This window comes from Sphaerisporangium sp. NPDC049002 (assembly GCF_040649355.1).
Classification (GTDB): domain Bacteria; phylum Actinomycetota; class Actinomycetes; order Streptosporangiales; family Streptosporangiaceae; genus Sphaerisporangium.
The window spans coordinates 1-16,559 of the sequence record NZ_JBEZFH010000173.1 but is presented as its reverse complement, the minus strand read 5'-3'; the positions used below and the strand labels follow the sequence as shown (position 1 = coordinate 16,559).

The following is a 16,559-nucleotide window of genomic DNA, read 5'->3' as shown; positions in this document are numbered from 1 at the left end:
CTCGGCGGTGTCCTGCGCGTGCATGCCGATCTTTTCGAGGTTGCGGCCCCGGGAGGCGCCGCCACCCGGGAGACCTCGGCCCGGCCCGCTCCTCCGAAGGACCGGGCCGGGTCTCTCCTGTGAAGGACCTGGCCGGACTTGAAGGACCGGGCCGGCTTCTCCTATGAGGGGCTTGCCCCGCTGCTCCTGTGAAGGCGGGCTCCCACGCCGATCGGGCGGCGAGCCCCGCATCCCGGCCGCGCGCGTGCGTCCACGGCCGGGAACCGGCGTCTGATCGCCGATCAGTTGGTGACGCGGTAGACGTCGTAGACGCCCTGGATGTTGCGCACCGCCTTCAGCACATGGCCCAGGTGCTTGGGATCGCCCATCTCGAACGTGAACTTGCTGACCGCCGTGCGGTCACGGGACGTGGTGACCGAGGCGGACAGGATGTTCACGTGCTGGTCGGACAGCATGCGCGTCACGTCCGACAGCAGGCGCGGGCGGTCGAGCGCCTCCACCTGGATGGCCACCAGGAACACCGAGTCGTCACTGGGCGACCAGCTCACCTCGACCAGGCGGTCGGGCTCCGACCTCAGCTGCTCGATGTTCGGGCAGTTGAGGCGGTGCACCGACACGCCGTGCCCCCGGGTCACGAAGCCCACGATGTCGTCGCCGGGCACCGGGGTGCAGCAGCGCGACAGCCGTACCCAGACGTCGGAGTCGCCCGCCACGATGACGCCGGCGTTGGTGCCGGTGCGCGGCCGGCCCCGCAGCTTGGTGGGGACGGCGGCCTCGGCGATGTCCTCCTCGGCGCCCTCGACCCCCCCGAGCGACTGCACGAGCTTCTGCACGACCGCCTGGGCGGCCGTGTGCCCCTCTCCGACGGCCGCGTACAGCGCGGAGACATCGGGGTAGCGCAGGTCCCTGGCGAGGGCCAGGAGGCTCTCTCCGGACATCAGGCGCTGCAACGGGAGCCCCTGCTTGCGCATCGCCCGGCCGATGGCCTCCTTACCGGCCTCGATCGCCGTCTCGCGGCGCTCCTTGGAGAACCACTGGCGGATCTTGTTGCGCGCCCTGCCGCTCTTGACGAACTTCAGCCAGTCGCGGGACGGCCCGGCGTCGGGCGACTTGGAGGTGAAGATCTCGACCGCGTCGCCGTTGCTCAGGCGCGACTCCAGCGGGACCAGGCGGCCGTTCACCCGGGCGCCGATGCACCGGTGCCCGACCTCGGTGTGCACGGCGTAGGCGAAGTCGACCGGGGTGGCGCCCTCGGGCAGCGCGATCACCTGGCCGCGCGGCGTGAAGACGAACACCTCGGACACCGACAGGTCGAACCTCAGTGACTCCAGGAACTCGCCCGGATCTGCGGTCTCCTTCTGCCAGTCGAGGAGCTGGCGGAGCCAGGCCATGTCGCCGGCGGACTTCATGCGGGCCCCCGCGGGCCCGGAGACGCCCATCTCCTCCTTGTACTTCCAGTGGGCCGCCACGCCGTACTCGGCGCGGTGGTGCATCGCGCGCGTGCGGATCTGCAGCTCCACCGGCTTGCCCTCGGGCCCGATGACCGTCGTGTGCAGCGACTGGTACATGTTGAACTTGGGCATCGCGATGTAGTCTTTGAACCGGCCGGGCACAGGGTTCCATCGCGCGTGGATCGTTCCGAGCGCGGCATAGCAGTCGCGCACCGTGTCGACCAGCACGCGAATGCCCACAAGGTCGTAGATGTCGTCGAACGCGACCTCGCGCGCGATCATCTTCTGGTAGATCGAGTAGTAGTGCTTGGGCCTGCCCTTGACCGCCGCGCGGATCTTGGCCTCGCGCAGGTCGGCGGAGACCTTCTCGATCACTTCCTGCAGGAACAGGTCGCGGCGCGGGGCCCGCTCGGACACCATGCGGGCGATCTCGTCGTAGCGCTTGGGATAGAGCATCCCGAACGCCAGGTCCTCCAGCTCCCACTTGATGGTGTTCATGCCGAGCCGGTGGGCCAGCGGAGCGAAGATCTCCAGCGTCTCGCGGGCCTTCTGCTCCTGCTTGTGCCTCGGGAGGTAGCGGAGGGTGCGCATGTTGTGGAGGCGGTCGGCGAGCTTGATCACCAGCACCCGGATGTCGCGGGACATCGCGACGACCATCTTGCGGACGGTCTCGGCCTGGGCCGCGTCGCCGAACTTCACCTTGTCGAGCTTTGTCACGCCGTCGACGAGCAGCGCGATGTTCTCGCCGAAGTCGGCGCTCAGCTCGTCGAGGCCGTACGCGGTGTCCTCCACGGTGTCGTGGAGGAGTGCGGCGCACAGGGTCTCGTCGTCGGTGCCGAGCTCGGCGAGGATCGTCGCGACCGCGAGCGGGTGGGTGATGTAGGGATCACCGCTCTTCCGCTTCTGGTCGCGGTGGTGGTAGGCGGCCACGTCGTAGGCACGCTCGATCAGGCGCAGATCGGCCTTGGGGTGCGTGGCCCGGACCGTCTTGAACAGAGGTTCCAGAACCGGATTCATCGCGCCACCCCATTGCCCCCCGAACCGGGAAAGCCTGCGGCGTACGGCAGGCGCCGGTTTCTCGTCCGTGCCTGCGGACATGGCTAAACCCGTTTCGTCCGCGGGCGCGGAAACCGGCTCAGGGGTGTCGGTCACTTCGGGCAAGGCCACATCACGGGGCACTCAGACTCCTCACGTCGAGTCCAGATTCTCCAGTGTATCCACGCTGGGGGCACCGACCTCGCGGGAGTCGATCAGACGATCACCAGAGCGCGTACGTCGATGTCGCCCAAACGGTCGCGGCCCTTGAGGAAGGCGAGCTCCATCAGCACGGAAACGCCCACGACCTCGGCGCCTGCACGGCTGACCAGCTCCACCGCCGCCCGGGCGGTGCCGCCCGTGGCGAGCACGTCGTCGACGATGAGCACGCGGTCGCCCGGAGCGAACGCGTCGCGGTGCACCTCGATGACGGCGGAGCCGTACTCCAGATCGTAGGACGCTTCGAGCGTCTCGGCAGGGAGTTTGCCCTTTTTACGGACAGGCACAAATCCCGCGCCCGCCTTGCAGGCGACCGGAGCGGCGAGGATGAAGCCCCGGGCCTCGATGCCGACGACCTTGTCGACGTCCAGTTCGTCGGCGATCGCGTCGATCACGGCGGAGAACGCGGCGTGGTCGCCGAGCAGCGGCGTGATGTCCTTGAAGACGACACCGGGCTGGGGATAGCCGGGCACGTCCCTGATCCTGCTGAGGATCGTCGTGGTCAGGTCGGTCATCTCGGGGGTACCTTCCAGGCGACAGCGAAGCGCCCCCGTGATACCAGTGAGATCACGGGGGCGTCGCGGGGAACGCTGCCTAACGCTTCTTACGCTTGCTTGCGGCCACCGCGCCGTTGGACGAGCCCGGGGAGGTGGCGGTCGCGGCCGCCGGCTCCTTGCTCTTGCCCGAGGGGACGGCGTCCTTGACGGCCGAGCCGCCCTTGGTGGTGGAGAGCCGCTTGGCGATCGCCAGGTACCTCGGCTCGCGCTCCTTGAGGCGCACGAGCAGCGGGGTCGCCACGCACAGCGAGGAGTACGTGCCGACGATCATGCCGACGAACAGCGCCAGCGACAGGTCCTTCAGCGTGCCCGCGCCGAACAGCGTGGTGCCGATGAACAGGATCGCCGCCACCGGCAGGATCGCGACCAGCGAGGTGTTCAGCGACCGGATCAGCGTGTGGTTCAGCGCGTTGTTGGCCGCCTGGGTGTAGGTCATCTTGGAGGTCGTGCCGAGCTTGGCGGTGACCTCCTTGATCATGTCGAACACGACCACCGCGTCGTACAGCGAGTAACCGAGGATCGTGAGGAAGCCCAGCATGGTCGCCGGGGTCACCTCGAACCCCGACCAGGCGTAGACGCCCGCGGTGATGACCAGGTCGTGGATGAGCGCGACCACTGCGGCCAGCGCCATCTTCCACTCGAAGGCCAGCGTGAGGTAGAGGATGATCGCGATCATGAACACGAACAGGCCGATGACGGCCTTGTTGAGGACCTCACCGCCCCACGTGGCCCCGATGATCTGCTTGCTGACCTGGTTGCCCGGAATGCCGTACTTCTGGGAGATGACGCCCTGGACCCGGCTGACCTCGCTGACCGGAAGGCTCTCGGTGGTCACCCGCCAGCGGGTGGGGGTGTCCTGGACGATGACCTGGTGGACGCCCGCGCCCTCGACCGTGGACCGCACGTCCTGGATCGTGGACGACGCCGGCTTGGTGAAGCTGAAGACCGAGCCGCCCTTGAACTCCACGCCCAGGTTGAGGCCCTGGACGACCATGCCCAGGACGGAGATCAGCAGAAGCACCCCGGACAGGCCGTACCAGAGCCTGTAGCGCCCGACGAAGTCGATGTCGACCTCGCCGCGGTAGAGACGGCGCCCGATCACGCCGATGCGCGACATCAGCCCTCCTGCGTAACGGTCGTGCGGGCGTCGGACGGCTCGCGGCTCATGCGCTCGGCGTCCAGGCCCGACAGCTTGTGGCCCTTGGCGAAGAACGACAGCTTGGCCAGCATCGCGACGAACGGCTTGGTGAACAGGAACACCACCAGGATGTCGATCAGGGTGGTGAGCCCCATGGCGAAGGCGAACCCGGCCACGCCGCCGACGGCGAGGAAGTACAGCACCAGGGCGGCGATGAACATGACCGCGTCGGCGATCAGGATCGTGCGGCGGGCACGCACCCAGGCCACCTCGACGGCCACCCGGAGCGAGCGCCGGCCTTCCTTCATCTCGTCACGCATGCGTTCGAAGTAGACGATGAAGGAGTCGGCGGTGATACCGATCGAGACGATCAGGCCGATGATGTGCGGGAGCGACAGTCGGAAGTTGGCGTTGTGACCCAGCAGGACCACCGCCTGGTAGGTCAGGATCGTCGCCACCCCGAGGCTCGCCACCGCGACGAGCCCGAGACCCCGGTAGTACAGCAGCGAGTAGACGACCACCAGGATGAGGCCGATGCCGCCCGCGAGCAGGCCGCCCTGAAGCTGGTCGGCGCCGAGCGTGGAGGAGACCTCCTCGATCGAGCTCTGCTGGAACTTCAGCGGGAGCGCGCCGTACTTGAGCTGGTTGGCCAGGTCGGTGGAGGTCTTCTGCGTGAAGCTGCCGGAGATGCGGGCCTGGCCACCGGGGATGGGCTCCTCGATGACCGGGGCGGAGATGACCACTCCGTCGAGCACCATGGCAAGCTGGTTACGCGGCTGCGGGGCGCTGGTGATCTGCCCGGTGACCTGCGCGAACTGGCTGGCGCCCTTGCTCTTGAAGTTGACGGAGACGATCCACTCGCCGGTGGTGGAGTCGACGCCCGAGGTGGCGCCGGAGACCTCGGTGCCCTTCACCGCGGCCTTCTCCAGGACGTACTTGGCGGCGCCGTCGTCGCTGCAGGCCACGATCTGCTTCTCGGGGTCGTCCTGGACGCCCTGGCCGCGGTCCTTCTTGGTGCAGTCGATGGTCTTGAACTGCTCGGCCACGGCGGGGTCGACGCCGGTGAGGTCGGCACCGGCCAGCGGGTCCTCGGCGGAGGGGGCCGTCGGCTCGGCGCTCGGCTGGCCCGAGGCCGCGGACGAGCTCGGCTCGGGGGTCGCCTTGCCGCTCGGCGTCGCCTTGCCGCTCGGCGTCGCCTTGGCGCCCGAGGCCGAAGGCGCGGGCGTGGGGGCGGTCAGCGCCGAGGACAGCGCCCGGCCGGCGGGCGTGCCGCTCGGCGCGGGGTTCGCGGTCGACGACGGCTGGGTCGAGGACGTCGGCTTCGAGGAGCTCTTGCCCGTGGGCGCCGGGCTCCCGCTGCCGGACGGCTCCGGCGTCGCGGGCGCGGTCGGCAGCTTGCCGGGCACGGCGTTGGCCGCGGCCACCGCGAGTACTTGACGGAAGCGCAGCTCGGCCGTGGTGCCGACGGTCTTGACGACCTCGTCGGTGCCCGCGCCGCCCACGGAGATGACGATGTTGTCGCCCGACTTGGCGACGTCGGCGTCGGCCAGGCCGGTGCCGTTCACCCGCTCGCGGATGATGTTGACGGCCAGGTCGAGGCTCTCCTGGGAGGGGGCCGCGCCGCTCTGCGTGACCGGTGACAGCGTCACCGTGGTCCCGCCGGCGAGATCGAGTGCGAACTTCGGGACGAATGCCTTCTGAAGAAGCATCGTCGCGCCCATGGCGAGGATGAGTGCCAGGAGCGCCAGGAGCACGCGTCCCGGCCTACTCTGGCTGCTGGTCGATGGGGCCACTGGTGGTCAGTTCTTTCGTCAAGGGGTTTGCGGTGAGCCTACTCAGGACTTCTGATTAGTCGAGCCCTCGTCTCCCCTGTGCTCAGGGGTGTCGATCACCGTCTCGTCGGTGACGGTGTCCCGGACGCCTTCTCCATTGTCCACCGTCTCCTCCTCCACCGGCGTCAGCACGCGGCCGATGGCCGCCTTGGTCCACCGGGTCTCGATGCCGGGCGCGATCTCCAGGATCACGTCGTCGTCCTGGATCGCCGAGACGGTCGCGAACAGGCCGGTGGTGGTCATGACACTGGTGCCCGGAGTGAGGCTGCTCTGCATCTGCGCCTGCTCCTGCTGCCGCTTGCGCTGCGGCCGGATGAGCAGGAAGTAAAAGACCACGACCAGCAAGATCAGTGGCACGAACGATCCAAGGCCCTGCACGGGGCTTCCTTCCGGTAAGAACTGACCGGCCTGGCGCCGGATGTCTGGCGACGAACGGCACGGCCACACTCTGATCATGTCAGCGTACACAGCCAGCCAAGCCACGGAGTTTAGGCGAGCTTGTCAAACCCCGGCAACGAACCCACGCTCCGGCACGCTGGAAAGTTCCCGTTGTCACCGATCTGTGACCAGCCGATACGGCAGGCTTGAAACTTTCAGCCGTCGTGGAGGGACCGGTCACGGGGGCGCCCCCGGAGCAGGGAGTACACGGGGCTCACCTGGCCGGACCAGCGGCGAAGGCCGACGCGGTTCACCGGAGGCACCGAAGATCATTGTAAAGTCCGCCAGTCAGGACGAGTTCGGCGAGGACCGGACCACCCTCAGGCTTCGAGACCGAATTGTCGCGAAGTCCCGCCTTTAACCGGTCTCGGATCGGCCGCCCTGGTCAGGTGACCGGGCCGGGATCGTCGAAGAGCATCGGGTGGCCCATCGCGCCGAAGGCGTCCGGCGGAGGGGTCAGGCCGAGGTGGGACCAGGCGGACGCGGTGGCCACGCGGCCCCGGGGGGTGCGGGCGAGCAGACCCTGCCGTACGAGGAAGGGCTCGGCGACGACCTCGACGGTCTCGGGCTCCTCCCCCACGGCCACGGCCAGCGTGGACAGCCCGACGGGACCGCCCCCGAACTTGCGCAGCAGGGCGCCCAGCACGGCCCGGTCGAGCCGGTCGAGCCCTTCGGCGTCGACCTCGTAGAGGTTGAGCGCGGCCGAGGCGATGTCCCGGGTGATGAGGCCGTCGGTGCGCACCTCGGCGAAGTCGCGCACCCGCCTGAGCAGGCGGTTGGCGATGCGGGGCGTGCCGCGGGACCGCCGCGCGATCTCGTGGGCGCCCTCCTCGGGAAGGTCCAGCGAGAGCAGTCGCGCCGAACGGCGAAGCACCTGCTCCAGCTCGTCGACGTCGTAGAAGTCCAGATGGGCGACGAAGCCGAACCTGTCGCGCAGCGGGGCGGGCAGCAGGCCCGCGCGCGTCGTGGCCCCCACCAGAGTGAACGGGGCGATCTCCAGTGGGATCGCGGTGGCCCCCGGCCCCTTGCCGACCACGATGTCGACCCGGAAGTCCTCCATGGCGAGGTAGAGCATCTCCTCGGCGGGGCGCGCCATGCGGTGGATCTCGTCGATGAACAGCACCTCGCCCTCGGACAGGGTCGACAGGATCGCCGCCAGGTCACCCGCCCGTTCGAGCGCGGGCCCGGAGGTCAGCCTGAGGGGCATGCCGAGCTCCGCCGCGATGATCATGGCGAGCGTGGTCTTGCCGAGCCCCGGCGAGCCGTTCATCAGCACGTGGTCGGGCGGCCGGTTGCGGCGCAGCGCGCTTTCGAGCACCAAGGAGAGCTGCTCGCGCACCCTTCCCTGGCCGATGAACTCACCCAGCCGCTTGGGGCGCAGCGCCGACTCGATCGCCTGCTCGTCGCCCTCGGCGTCCGGCGACACAAGGTCTCTGTCCAGGCTCACGCAGGGCCCCTATCGCACGCTCAGGGCCCGCAGGGCCGCCTTCAGCAGCACCGCGACCGCGGGGGCGCGCCCGGCGGCCACCTCGGCGTCGGCCTCCGGGGAGACGATCGCGATCGCCTCGTCGGCGTCCCTCGCCGAGTAGCCGAGCCCGACGAGGCCGGAGTGCACCTGCTCGCGCCAGGCGGGCTGCTTGGCCTGCCCGTTGAGCGCGGCGGCCAGCGCCGCGTCGGGCGTGCCGAGCTTGTCCTTCAGCTCCAGGATGATGCGCTGCGCGCCCTTCTGCCCGATGCCGGGGACCATGGTGAGCGCCTTGACGTCGGCGCTCGCGACCGCGACCCGCAGGGCGTTCGGCGGGTGGACGGCCAGCATGGCCAGCGCCAGCCTGGGACCGACGCCCGACGCGGTCTGGAGCAGCTCGAAGACCGTGCGCTCGTCGTCGGTGCCGAAGCCGAACAGCGTCAGGGAATCCTCGCGGACCACCAGCGAGGTGGCGAGCCGGGTCTCCTCGCCCGTGCGAAGGGTCGCCAGCGTGCCGGACGCGCAGTGGACGAGCATGCCGACGCCGCCGACCTCGACCACGGCCGAGTCGGGGGCGATCGCGGCGACGCGCCCGGAGATCGAGGCGATCACAGGGCCGCTCCCTTCGTGGATCCGGCCCGTCCGCCACCGGGCGCGCCGGAAGCGCGGGACGGGCGGGCGGCCTTGGCCTTGGCGACGGCCTCGGCGAGGCGGTTCTGCGTGCCGCCACGCCAGATGTGGCAGATGGCGAGTGCCAGGGCGTCGGCGGCGTCCGCGGGCCTGGGCATGGCGTCGAGCCGCAGAAGGCGGGTGACCATGGCGCCCACCTGGACCTTGTCGGCGTTGCCGTACCCCGTGATCGCCGCCTTGACCTCGGAAGGCGTGTGGAGCGCGACCGGAAGGCCGCGGCGGGCGGCGCAGACGATGGCCACGGCGGAGGCCTGGGCGGTGCCCATGACGGTGCGCAGGTTGCTCTGGCTGAAGACCCGCTCGACCGCGACGGCGTCCGGCCTCACCTCGTCGAGCCAGCGCTCGATCTCGGCCTCGATCGCGACGAGGCGCGCGCCGATGTCGTCGCCGGCGGGGCTGCGCGCGACCCCGACCTTGACCAGCTCAAGCGGGGCGCCCGCGCGCCCCTCGACGGCACCGAGACCGCAGCGGGTCAGCCCTGGGTCGACCCCCATCACCCGCAGCTCAGGTAGCCGCACCGGCAAGCCTCCCGTGAAACGCCGAACACCTGTTCGGCCCCGAACTCTACCCCGGCCGCCGCGGCGGCGCACCACCGACACGCCGCGCCTGCGAGGGGCGGGCAGGCCCGGTCAGAAGTAGTCGATCATGTAAGGCCTGGCGGCGAAGGCGGTGTCGAGGAGGTCGTCGGTGCCGGGCGCGCCGCCCGCGAGAAGCCCGGCGCGGCGGAGCGTGCTCGTCGGGACGCCCGCGAACAGGGCGGACATGCCTCCGATGGACAGGCGGGGCACATCCGCGCCGGGAGGCGCCGTGGTGGCGGTGGCCGTGCCGCCGCCGGAGGAGATCGACAGGCGCCACGCGCCCGAGTTGGCGGGACGCTGCGGATCGTCCACCTCGACGACCGTCTCGGCCGAGACGCCGGCCGGGTAGCCGCGCAGGCCGACGGCGGCGGCCAGGTCGACGAGGCGGAACATCCAGCGGGTCTGCTTCACCGTGTCGTACGAGCGCTCGCGCAGCAGCCACAGCATCGGGTCGTCGGGCTCGACGCTGGCCGTGACCGTCGTGGCCATGGACGAGGCCGTTCCCACGAGCGACCACAGCGCCCTCGCCGTCGCCTCCGACCCGGCCACGAGGTTGTCGACGTCGATGTCCCCGTCGTGCCAGCGGTAGAGGACGAAGCCGTCGTCGGCGAGGTAGGCGAAGTCGTCCTCGCCGGAGAGCCACAGGCGGGCGACGCGCTCCTCCCAGCCGAGAGGCCCCGAGGCGCGCGTGGCGGCGTAGACGCGGTCGAGCACGCTCCTGAGCTCGGGGGCGTCGTCGGGGCCCATGCGCCTCAACTTGACGCCGCCGTCGGGGGCGCTCAGCGTGCGAAGGGCCTCGGCGGGCACCGTGATCCTGTTACGCGCCCCGGCGTGCTCCCAGCCGAGGCTCCGGTACAGCGGGGTGGTCGCGGGGTACAGCGCGGAGGCGACGTGGCCGAGCTCGGCGCAGCGCTCCAGCGTCCCCCGCATCAGGAAGCGGCCCACTCCGCGCCCGCGCTCCTCGGGCGCCACCGTGACGCTCGCCACGCCGCCCATCGACAGCGGACGGCCGTGCCACCACTGGTCGTAACGGTTGATCCTGCTCGTGCCGATCAGGCGCCCGCCGTCGAAGACCCCGAGATAGCGCCCCTCGGCCAGGGTCGGCGTCACCATGGCCCGCCACGGCTCCACGCTGCTCGCGGGGAGGGGGCCGAAGGCCCGCTTACGGCTGTCGAGCACGGCGTCGAGGTCATCGGCCGTCACATCACGGATCTCCACAACGGCCAAACCTATGGCGACCGCCCGGACCCGGTCGAATTATTTTCCCGCGCCCACCTGGCCCGTCGCCGTACGGATCAGGGAAAGACGCGTCACCCCCGGCACGGCCGGGGGTGACGGCGGGCTCGGCCGGCTAGTCGAGCTTCGCCAGGACGTCGTCGGAGACGTCGAAGTTGGCGTAGACGTTCTGGACGTCGTCGCTGTCCTCAAGGGCGTCGATGAGACGGAAGACCTTGCGCGCGGAGTCCTCGTCGAGGGGGACGCTGAGCGTGGGCATGAAGCCGCTCTCGGCCGAGTCGTAGTCGATGCCGGCGTCCTGCAGGGCCTTGCGCACCGGGACGAGGTCACCGGCCTCGGAGACGACCTCGAAGGAGTCGCCCAGGTCGTTGACCTCCTCGGCGCCCGCGTCGAGGACGGCGGTCAGCACGTCGTCCTCACCGAGGTCGCCCTTGGGGACGATCACCACGCCCTTGCGGTTGAACATGTAGGACACCGAGCCGGGGTCGGCCATCGAGCCGCCGTTGCGCGTCATGGCGACACGGACCTCGGAGGCCGCGCGGTTGCGGTTGTCGGTGAGGCACTCGACGAGCACCGCGACTCCGCCAGGCGCGTAGCCCTCGTACATGATCGTCTGCCAGTCGGCGCCACCGGCCTCCAGGCCGCCGCCGCGCTTGCGCGCGCGCTCGATGTTGTCGACCGGGACCGAGCTCTTGCGCGCCTTCTGGATGGCGTCGTAGAGGGTCGGGTTGCCCTCGGGGTCAGGACCACCCGTCCGGGCCGCCACCTCGATGTTCTTGATGAGCTTGGCGAAAAGCTTGCCGCGCTTGGCGTCGATCACGGCTTTCTTGTGCTTCGTCGTCGCCCATTTGGAGTGGCCGGACATCGGCTAGAGCTCCCTCACCATCTCGACAAAATACGAATGAACCCGCGTGTCCCCGGTCAGCTCGGGATGGAAGGACGTCGCGAGCAGAGGTCCCTGCCGGACCGCGACGATCCTATCTCCCGGCTCGGCCAGTCCCAGCACCTCGACGTCCGCGCCCACCGACTCGACCCAGGGAGCCCGGATGAAGATGGCGCGCATGAGACCGCGCCCCGCGAAATCCAAGGATGCCTCAAAAGAGTCGACCTGGCGGCCGAAGGCGTTGCGGCGCACCACCATGTCGATGCCGCCGAGCGTCTGCTGCCCCGCGATGCCGCCCTCGATGGAGTCCGCCAGCATGATCATGCCGGCGCAGGATCCGTAGGTCGGCATGCCCGACTTGACGCGCATGCGCAGCGGTTCGAGCAGCTCGAACGCCTCGGCCAGCTTCCAGATGGTCGTGGACTCGCCACCGGGGATCACCAGCGCGTCCACCGCTTCGAGCTCCGCCATGCGGCGGACGGCCACGGCCCTCGCGCCCACCGCCTCCAGGGACCTGACGTGTTCACGCACGTCGCCCTGGAGGGCGAGCACGCCGATCATCGGCGCAGAGGTCACCGGTGTTCCTCCCAATCACTGATCGAGCCGATCACTGCTCGAATGCTCAGGTGCCGTGGGGCCCCGGGTCGCCGGTCTGGCCCCCGCTCGGTTCTCCGAGGGGTACGGAAGCGCCACGGCACGCCGGTCCCACATAGGGACGCATGCGTCTCGAAAGCGTACGGCCATGCGGAACAACGCCCCAAACCGCCCGGGACTTCCCTGCGACGGAGCGGCCGGGTCAGGTCTGGCGGAGCAGTCCGGGGAAGCGGTCCGCGACGACGAACGTGGCCGCCGTCAGCACCGGGGCGCCCGGGGCGCTGACGTACCGAACGATCTTGAAGTCCGCGGTGAGCGCGGTGGGCTCGATCTTGACCATGAGGTAGCCGCGGCGTCTGAGGTGGAATTTCAGGTGCGGGTTCTTGGCCAGCAGCGAGTCCCTGGCTGGGTCGGCGTCGTGGCCGTCGCCACCGCTGGTGATCGAGGTGACGGCGAGCTCGGTGCCCACCACGCGCGAGTCGGGGTCGTCGTAGTCGAGGGCGAGCTCACCGGCCCAGTGCGAGTGCACGTCCCCGGTCAGCACGATGGCGTTGCGCACCCCCGCGTCGACCCAGCCGCGGGTGACCCTGGTCCGCGACCCGGAGTACCCGTCCCAGGCGTCCTGCCTGACCACCAGGCCAGAGCCGGGACGCTTGTCGCGCCGGCCGAAGAAGATCTGCTGGCCGATGACGTCCCACAGCGCCTTGGACTCGTGGAAGCCTTCGAGGAGCCAGCGCTCCTGCGCGGCCCCGGTGATCGTACGGGCGGGGTCCATGGACTCCGGGCAGTCCTTGAAGCCGGCCGAGCCGCAGAGGTAGCCGTCGCGGTACTGGCGGGTGTCCAGCATGTGGAGGGTCGCCAGGCTCCCCCACCGCAGCCGCCGGTAGAGCTGGATGGCCGGTCCCTTGGGCTGGGCGGCCCGGCGCAGCGGCATGTGCTCGTAGTAGGCGCGGAACGCGGCCTCGCGCCGGTCGGCCGGCAGCAGCTTCGTCCAGTTGTTGCGGACCTCGTGGTCGTCCATGATCGCGACCCACGGCGCGGCCGCGTGCGCCGCCCGCAGCTCGGGGTCGGTCTTGTACAGCGCGTGCCTGCGCCGGTAGTCGCTCAGCGTGCGGGCCTCCGGCCCCTCGTGGTCGCGCACGTTGCCGCCGGGGCACTTCTGCTCGCCCTTGCCGTACTCGTAGATGTAGTCGCCGAGGTGCAGGATCAGGTCGGGGCGTTCCTGCGCCATCCGCGTGTAGACGGTGAAGTGCCCGTGCTGGTAGTTGGCGCACGAGGTGACGGCCAGGTTGAGCGACCTCGGCAGTGTGCCGGGCGCGGGAGCGGTGAGCGCCCGCCCGATCGGCGAGACGTAGGGCCCGGCCTTGAAGCGGTACCAGTACTCGCGGCCGGGATCGAGCCCTGTGACCTCGGCGTGCACGCTGTGCGCCCACTCGCGCGCGGCCTCCTCGGTGCCGCGCCGTACGACGTTCGCGCAGGCCGGGTCGGTGGCGATCTCCCAGTAGACCGGCACAGGGGCGGGGGGCATGCCTCCGAACCCGTCCTCGGCGAGAGGCACGGGCGCCAGGCGCGTCCACATGACGAAGCCGTCGGGGGCGGGATCGCCACAGGCCACGCCGAGCGTGAAGGGGTCGCCATAGGAGACCCGCATGGGCGGCACTCCCGCTGCCAGCCCCATCACGAGGAACGATCGCCTGTCGAGCACATGACGATCATTAACTATTCACAGCAAACGCCGGGTATAAGGACACCCAGGTCAGAGGGGATATTTCCGGACGATCAGCATCACGCCTTCCCAGCACCGCGGAACGCGGCGCCGGGAAGGCGGAATGAGAGTCCGGGCTGCCCCGGAGGGCTACCAGCCCCGGGTGGCCAGGCGCTCGGACTCGGGAAGGTTCGCGAGGTTGATGCCGACCATGGCCTCGCCCAGGCCGCGCGAGACCTTGGCGATGACGTCGGGGTCGTCGTAGAACGTGGTGGCCTTGACGATCGCGGCCGCGCGCTTGGCCGGGTCACCGGACTTGAAGATACCCGAGCCGACGAAGACGCCCTCGGCGCCGAGCTGCATCATCATGGCGGCGTCGGCCGGGGTGGCGATGCCGCCCGCGGTGAACAGCACGACGGGCAGCTTGCCGGTCTTGGCGATCTCGGCGACGAGCTCGTACGGCGCGCGCAGCTCCTTGGCGGCGGCGTAGAGCTCGGCCTCGTCGAGGGCGGCCAGGCGCTTGATGTCGCCGCGGATCTGGCGCATGTGGCGGGTGGCCTCGACGACGTTGCCGGTGCCGGCCTCTCCCTTGGAGCGGATCATCGCGGCGCCCTCGGCGATGCGGCGCAGGGCCTCGCCGAGGTTGGTCGCCCCGCAGACGAAGGGCACGGTGAAGGCCCACTTGTCGATGTGGTTGGCCTCGTCGGCGGGGGTGAGCACCTCGGACTCGTCGACGTAGTCGACGCCGATGGCCTGGAGCACCTGGGCCTCGACGAGGTGGCCGATGCGGGCCTTGGCCATGACGGGGATGGAGACGGCCGCGATGATGCCGTCGATCATGTCGGGGTCGCTCATGCGCGACACGCCACCCTCGGCGCGGATGTCGGCGGGCACACGCTCAAGGGCCATGACGGCGACCGCGCCGGCGTCCTCAGCGATCTTGGCCTGCTCGGGGGTGACGACGTCCATGATGACGCCGCCCTTGAGCATCTCGGCCATGCCGCGCTTCACGCGGGCGGTGCCGGTGACGGCGGTGTCGGTGACTTCGGGGGTGCTGCTGGACACGGTCTTTCCTCACGGGCGCGACAATGGGTTCCCGTCCCATGTTAGGCGCTGATCAGCATGGCCCTTGACGGTCCGGATGTCACATGTTCGGGGCATCGTTGACACGGTGTACGACCCCGCCTCCCTTCCGGGAGTGAGACCCGAGGTCGAGGGGGTCACGCGGACGGGTTCGCGCGGCGGGCTCAGGGCTGCACGGGCTTCGGAGCCGCGAGCACGATCCACACCTGGCCCCGGCTGAACGTCATCGGCTCGCCGCCCTCGGTGGTGAACATGGTGCCCGCCTTCTCCGACGAGCGCGACCATTCCGCCTTGTAGGCCTTGCCATCGCGCAGGACGACCGCCTTGCCGGTGCCCGTCGTCTGGATCAGCGGCGTGTAGCTGCCGGTGAAGTCGTGGAACTCCGACCTGGTGGTCTTGGCGTACTGGATGACGATCGTGGGGGCGCCGAGCTGGCCTCCCTCGGCCGCCATGTCCTTCTTGCCGTCCTGCGTGACCAGCCAGCGCTTCTGGGCGGCGGACCAGGTGAACGTGAAATTGGCTGCCGGATATTTTACGGAAAATGACTTTTTGGGGGTTCCACCCTCGGGCGCGTCGCCGAATTCCAGGCCGATGTCCTTGGCCTTGGTCGCCTTGGGCGCCCCCGCCAGCAGCTTCTTGGTGTCGGCGAACAGGTTGTACGGGGCGACCCGTCCGGGCTGGCGGAAATACGCGCCGGGCGCGGCGCTGTCGGAGACGTCGAACAGCGACGCCGCCCTGACCAGGGGGACCATCCTGGTCTGCACGCCCGAGTAGGCCAGGGCGGGCTTGCCGAACATCGGCAGCAGGTGCAGGTCGGAGATGCGCGCGCTGCGGACGGGGCCGACCTTCTCGGGGATCTTGGAGGAGAAGACCGCCATCAGACGGGTCAGCCCGCCCTCGACCTGCTCGACGAACACGAGGTCGGCGCTGCGCAGGCCGAGTTGCGGCTTGCCGGACGAGGTGTTCTCGATCTTCACGGCCAGCACCGGCCTGCGGCTCGCCACCGGCTGCCCGGTGAACGGGTGCTCGGGCGGCGGTGAGGGGGTCGCCGCCGCCGTCCCGACGGGCTGGGCTCCCCCGGAGGCCGGCGTGGCCCCGCCGGATGACGAGCACGCCACCGCGGGCGCTAGAACGGCGGTTCCCGCAAGCGCGATGCCAATCATCCGTTTTACCCGCACAGCCCGGCTCCTCCCGATTTCTCCTAAAACGCCATGAGCTTACCGATGGTTGGCGACAGGTTTCCGCTGGTGCGCAGGAAGTTCCGTCGATTCACAGCCACGCTGGAGCAAAGCGCAGGTCATGTTCCCAGCGGGAGGCGAAGGAAGCGTCATGGAGGCCACCGGTGAGGACGGACGGGCGCGCGGACGGCCCGTCAGGACTGCTGGGCGAACGACGCGGGCTCGTCGTCGTCGATCTCGAAGTACGACGGGTACTCGGTGTGGCCGGCCAGGCGCAGCGTGCGGGCAAGCCAGCGGCGCTGGGCCTGCCGGGTCACCTCGACCGCGTTGTTGTAGAACCGGCGCGAGTAGATCACCTTCGTCACGGCGGTGTCCAGCTCGGCCTCACCGCCCGTCAGCTCCAGCGCCTCGCCCAGGGCCTTCTCGGCGCGCGCCAGCCACTCGGCGCCCGGGTGGGCGGTACGTACGGCGTCGGGG

At 70.0% G+C, this 16,559-nt stretch carries 14 protein-coding genes and 1 pseudogene; all 15 read right to left on the bottom strand.

Features of this window, described 5'->3' with window-relative positions; genetic code table 11:
- Positions 1 to 281 precede the first annotated feature (281 nt).
- Positions 282 to 2,468 carry a bifunctional (p)ppGpp synthetase/guanosine-3',5'-bis(diphosphate) 3'-pyrophosphohydrolase gene (locus AB0B89_RS27405; protein WP_358558580.1) on the bottom strand — a complete coding sequence of 729 codons (2,187 nt, stop codon included), beginning with the start codon at positions 2,466 to 2,468 and terminating at the stop codon, positions 282 to 284.
- Between the two features lie 233 nt (positions 2,469 to 2,701).
- The gene (locus tag AB0B89_RS27400) at positions 2,702 to 3,220 is read right to left on the bottom strand and encodes an adenine phosphoribosyltransferase (protein ID WP_358558578.1); all 519 of its coding nucleotides are present in this window, start codon (positions 3,218 to 3,220) and stop codon (positions 2,702 to 2,704) included.
- A gap of 79 nt (positions 3,221 to 3,299) precedes the next feature.
- A complete protein-coding gene (secF, locus tag AB0B89_RS27395; RefSeq protein ID WP_358558576.1) occupies positions 3,300 to 4,379 on the bottom strand; it encodes a protein translocase subunit SecF in 1,080 nt (359 codons plus the stop codon).
- Positions 4,379 to 6,154, bottom strand: coding sequence for a protein translocase subunit SecD (secD, locus tag AB0B89_RS27390; protein WP_358558574.1), 1,776 nt, complete (start codon positions 6,152 to 6,154; stop codon positions 4,379 to 4,381). The genes secF and secD overlap by 1 nt, the downstream gene beginning before the upstream one ends.
- An 81-nt stretch (positions 6,155 to 6,235) precedes the next feature.
- Positions 6,236 to 6,589 (bottom strand): preprotein translocase subunit YajC, encoded by a 354-nt coding sequence (yajC, locus tag AB0B89_RS27385; RefSeq protein ID WP_358558572.1) that lies wholly within the window; start codon positions 6,587 to 6,589, stop codon positions 6,236 to 6,238.
- A gap of 466 nt (positions 6,590 to 7,055) precedes the next feature.
- A complete protein-coding gene (gene ruvB, locus AB0B89_RS27380; RefSeq protein WP_358558570.1) occupies positions 7,056 to 8,117 on the bottom strand; it encodes a Holliday junction branch migration DNA helicase RuvB in 1,062 nt (353 codons plus the stop codon).
- A 9-nt stretch (positions 8,118 to 8,126) separates the two neighbouring features.
- Complete coding sequence (gene ruvA / locus AB0B89_RS27375; protein WP_358558568.1) at positions 8,127 to 8,747, bottom strand: Holliday junction branch migration protein RuvA; 621 nt, start codon at positions 8,745 to 8,747, stop codon at positions 8,127 to 8,129.
- Positions 8,744 to 9,328, bottom strand: coding sequence for a crossover junction endodeoxyribonuclease RuvC (gene ruvC, locus AB0B89_RS27370; RefSeq protein WP_358558582.1), 585 nt, complete (start codon positions 9,326 to 9,328; stop codon positions 8,744 to 8,746). The genes ruvA and ruvC overlap by 4 nt, the downstream gene beginning before the upstream one ends.
- A gap of 126 nt (positions 9,329 to 9,454) precedes the next feature.
- On the bottom strand, positions 9,455 to 10,621 hold the full coding sequence (locus tag AB0B89_RS27365) for a GNAT family N-acetyltransferase (protein WP_358558566.1): 1,167 nt from the start codon (positions 10,619 to 10,621) through the stop codon (positions 9,455 to 9,457).
- A 133-nt stretch (positions 10,622 to 10,754) separates the two neighbouring features.
- On the bottom strand, positions 10,755 to 11,504 hold the full coding sequence (locus tag AB0B89_RS27360) for a YebC/PmpR family DNA-binding transcriptional regulator (protein ID WP_358558564.1): 750 nt from the start codon (positions 11,502 to 11,504) through the stop codon (positions 10,755 to 10,757).
- A gap of 3 nt (positions 11,505 to 11,507) precedes the next feature.
- The gene (gene pdxT / locus AB0B89_RS27355) at positions 11,508 to 12,098 is read right to left on the bottom strand and encodes a pyridoxal 5'-phosphate synthase glutaminase subunit PdxT (RefSeq protein WP_358558562.1); all 591 of its coding nucleotides are present in this window, start codon (positions 12,096 to 12,098) and stop codon (positions 11,508 to 11,510) included.
- Between the two features lie 220 nt (positions 12,099 to 12,318).
- Complete coding sequence (locus tag AB0B89_RS27350; RefSeq protein ID WP_358558560.1) at positions 12,319 to 13,821, bottom strand: alkaline phosphatase D family protein; 1,503 nt, start codon at positions 13,819 to 13,821, stop codon at positions 12,319 to 12,321.
- A gap of 150 nt (positions 13,822 to 13,971) precedes the next feature.
- Complete coding sequence (gene pdxS / locus AB0B89_RS27345) at positions 13,972 to 14,886, bottom strand: pyridoxal 5'-phosphate synthase lyase subunit PdxS (RefSeq protein ID WP_358558558.1); 915 nt, start codon at positions 14,884 to 14,886, stop codon at positions 13,972 to 13,974.
- A gap of 182 nt (positions 14,887 to 15,068) precedes the next feature.
- Entirely contained in the window at positions 15,069 to 16,067 is a 999-nt protein-coding gene (locus AB0B89_RS27340) for a DUF3048 domain-containing protein (RefSeq protein WP_358558556.1), read from the bottom strand.
- Positions 16,068 to 16,276: 209 nt separating this feature from the next.
- Positions 16,277 to 16,559 (bottom strand): annotated as a pseudogene (locus AB0B89_RS27335) (hypothetical protein); the annotation flags it as partial.

Coding starts and splice junctions, on each gene's coding strand:
- AB0B89_RS27405 (WP_358558580.1), bottom strand. CDS start 2,468: ATGAATCCGGTTCTGGAACCTCTGTTCAAGACGGTCCGGGCCACGCAC.
- AB0B89_RS27400 (WP_358558578.1), bottom strand. CDS start 3,220: ATGACCGACCTGACCACGACGATCCTCAGCAGGATCAGGGACGTGCCC.
- secF (WP_358558576.1), bottom strand. CDS start 4,379: ATGTCGCGCATCGGCGTGATCGGGCGCCGTCTCTACCGCGGCGAGGTC.
- AB0B89_RS27360 (WP_358558564.1), bottom strand. CDS start 11,504: ATGTCCGGCCACTCCAAATGGGCGACGACGAAGCACAAGAAAGCCGTG.
- AB0B89_RS27340 (WP_358558556.1), bottom strand. CDS start 16,067: ATGATTGGCATCGCGCTTGCGGGAACCGCCGTTCTAGCGCCCGCGGTG.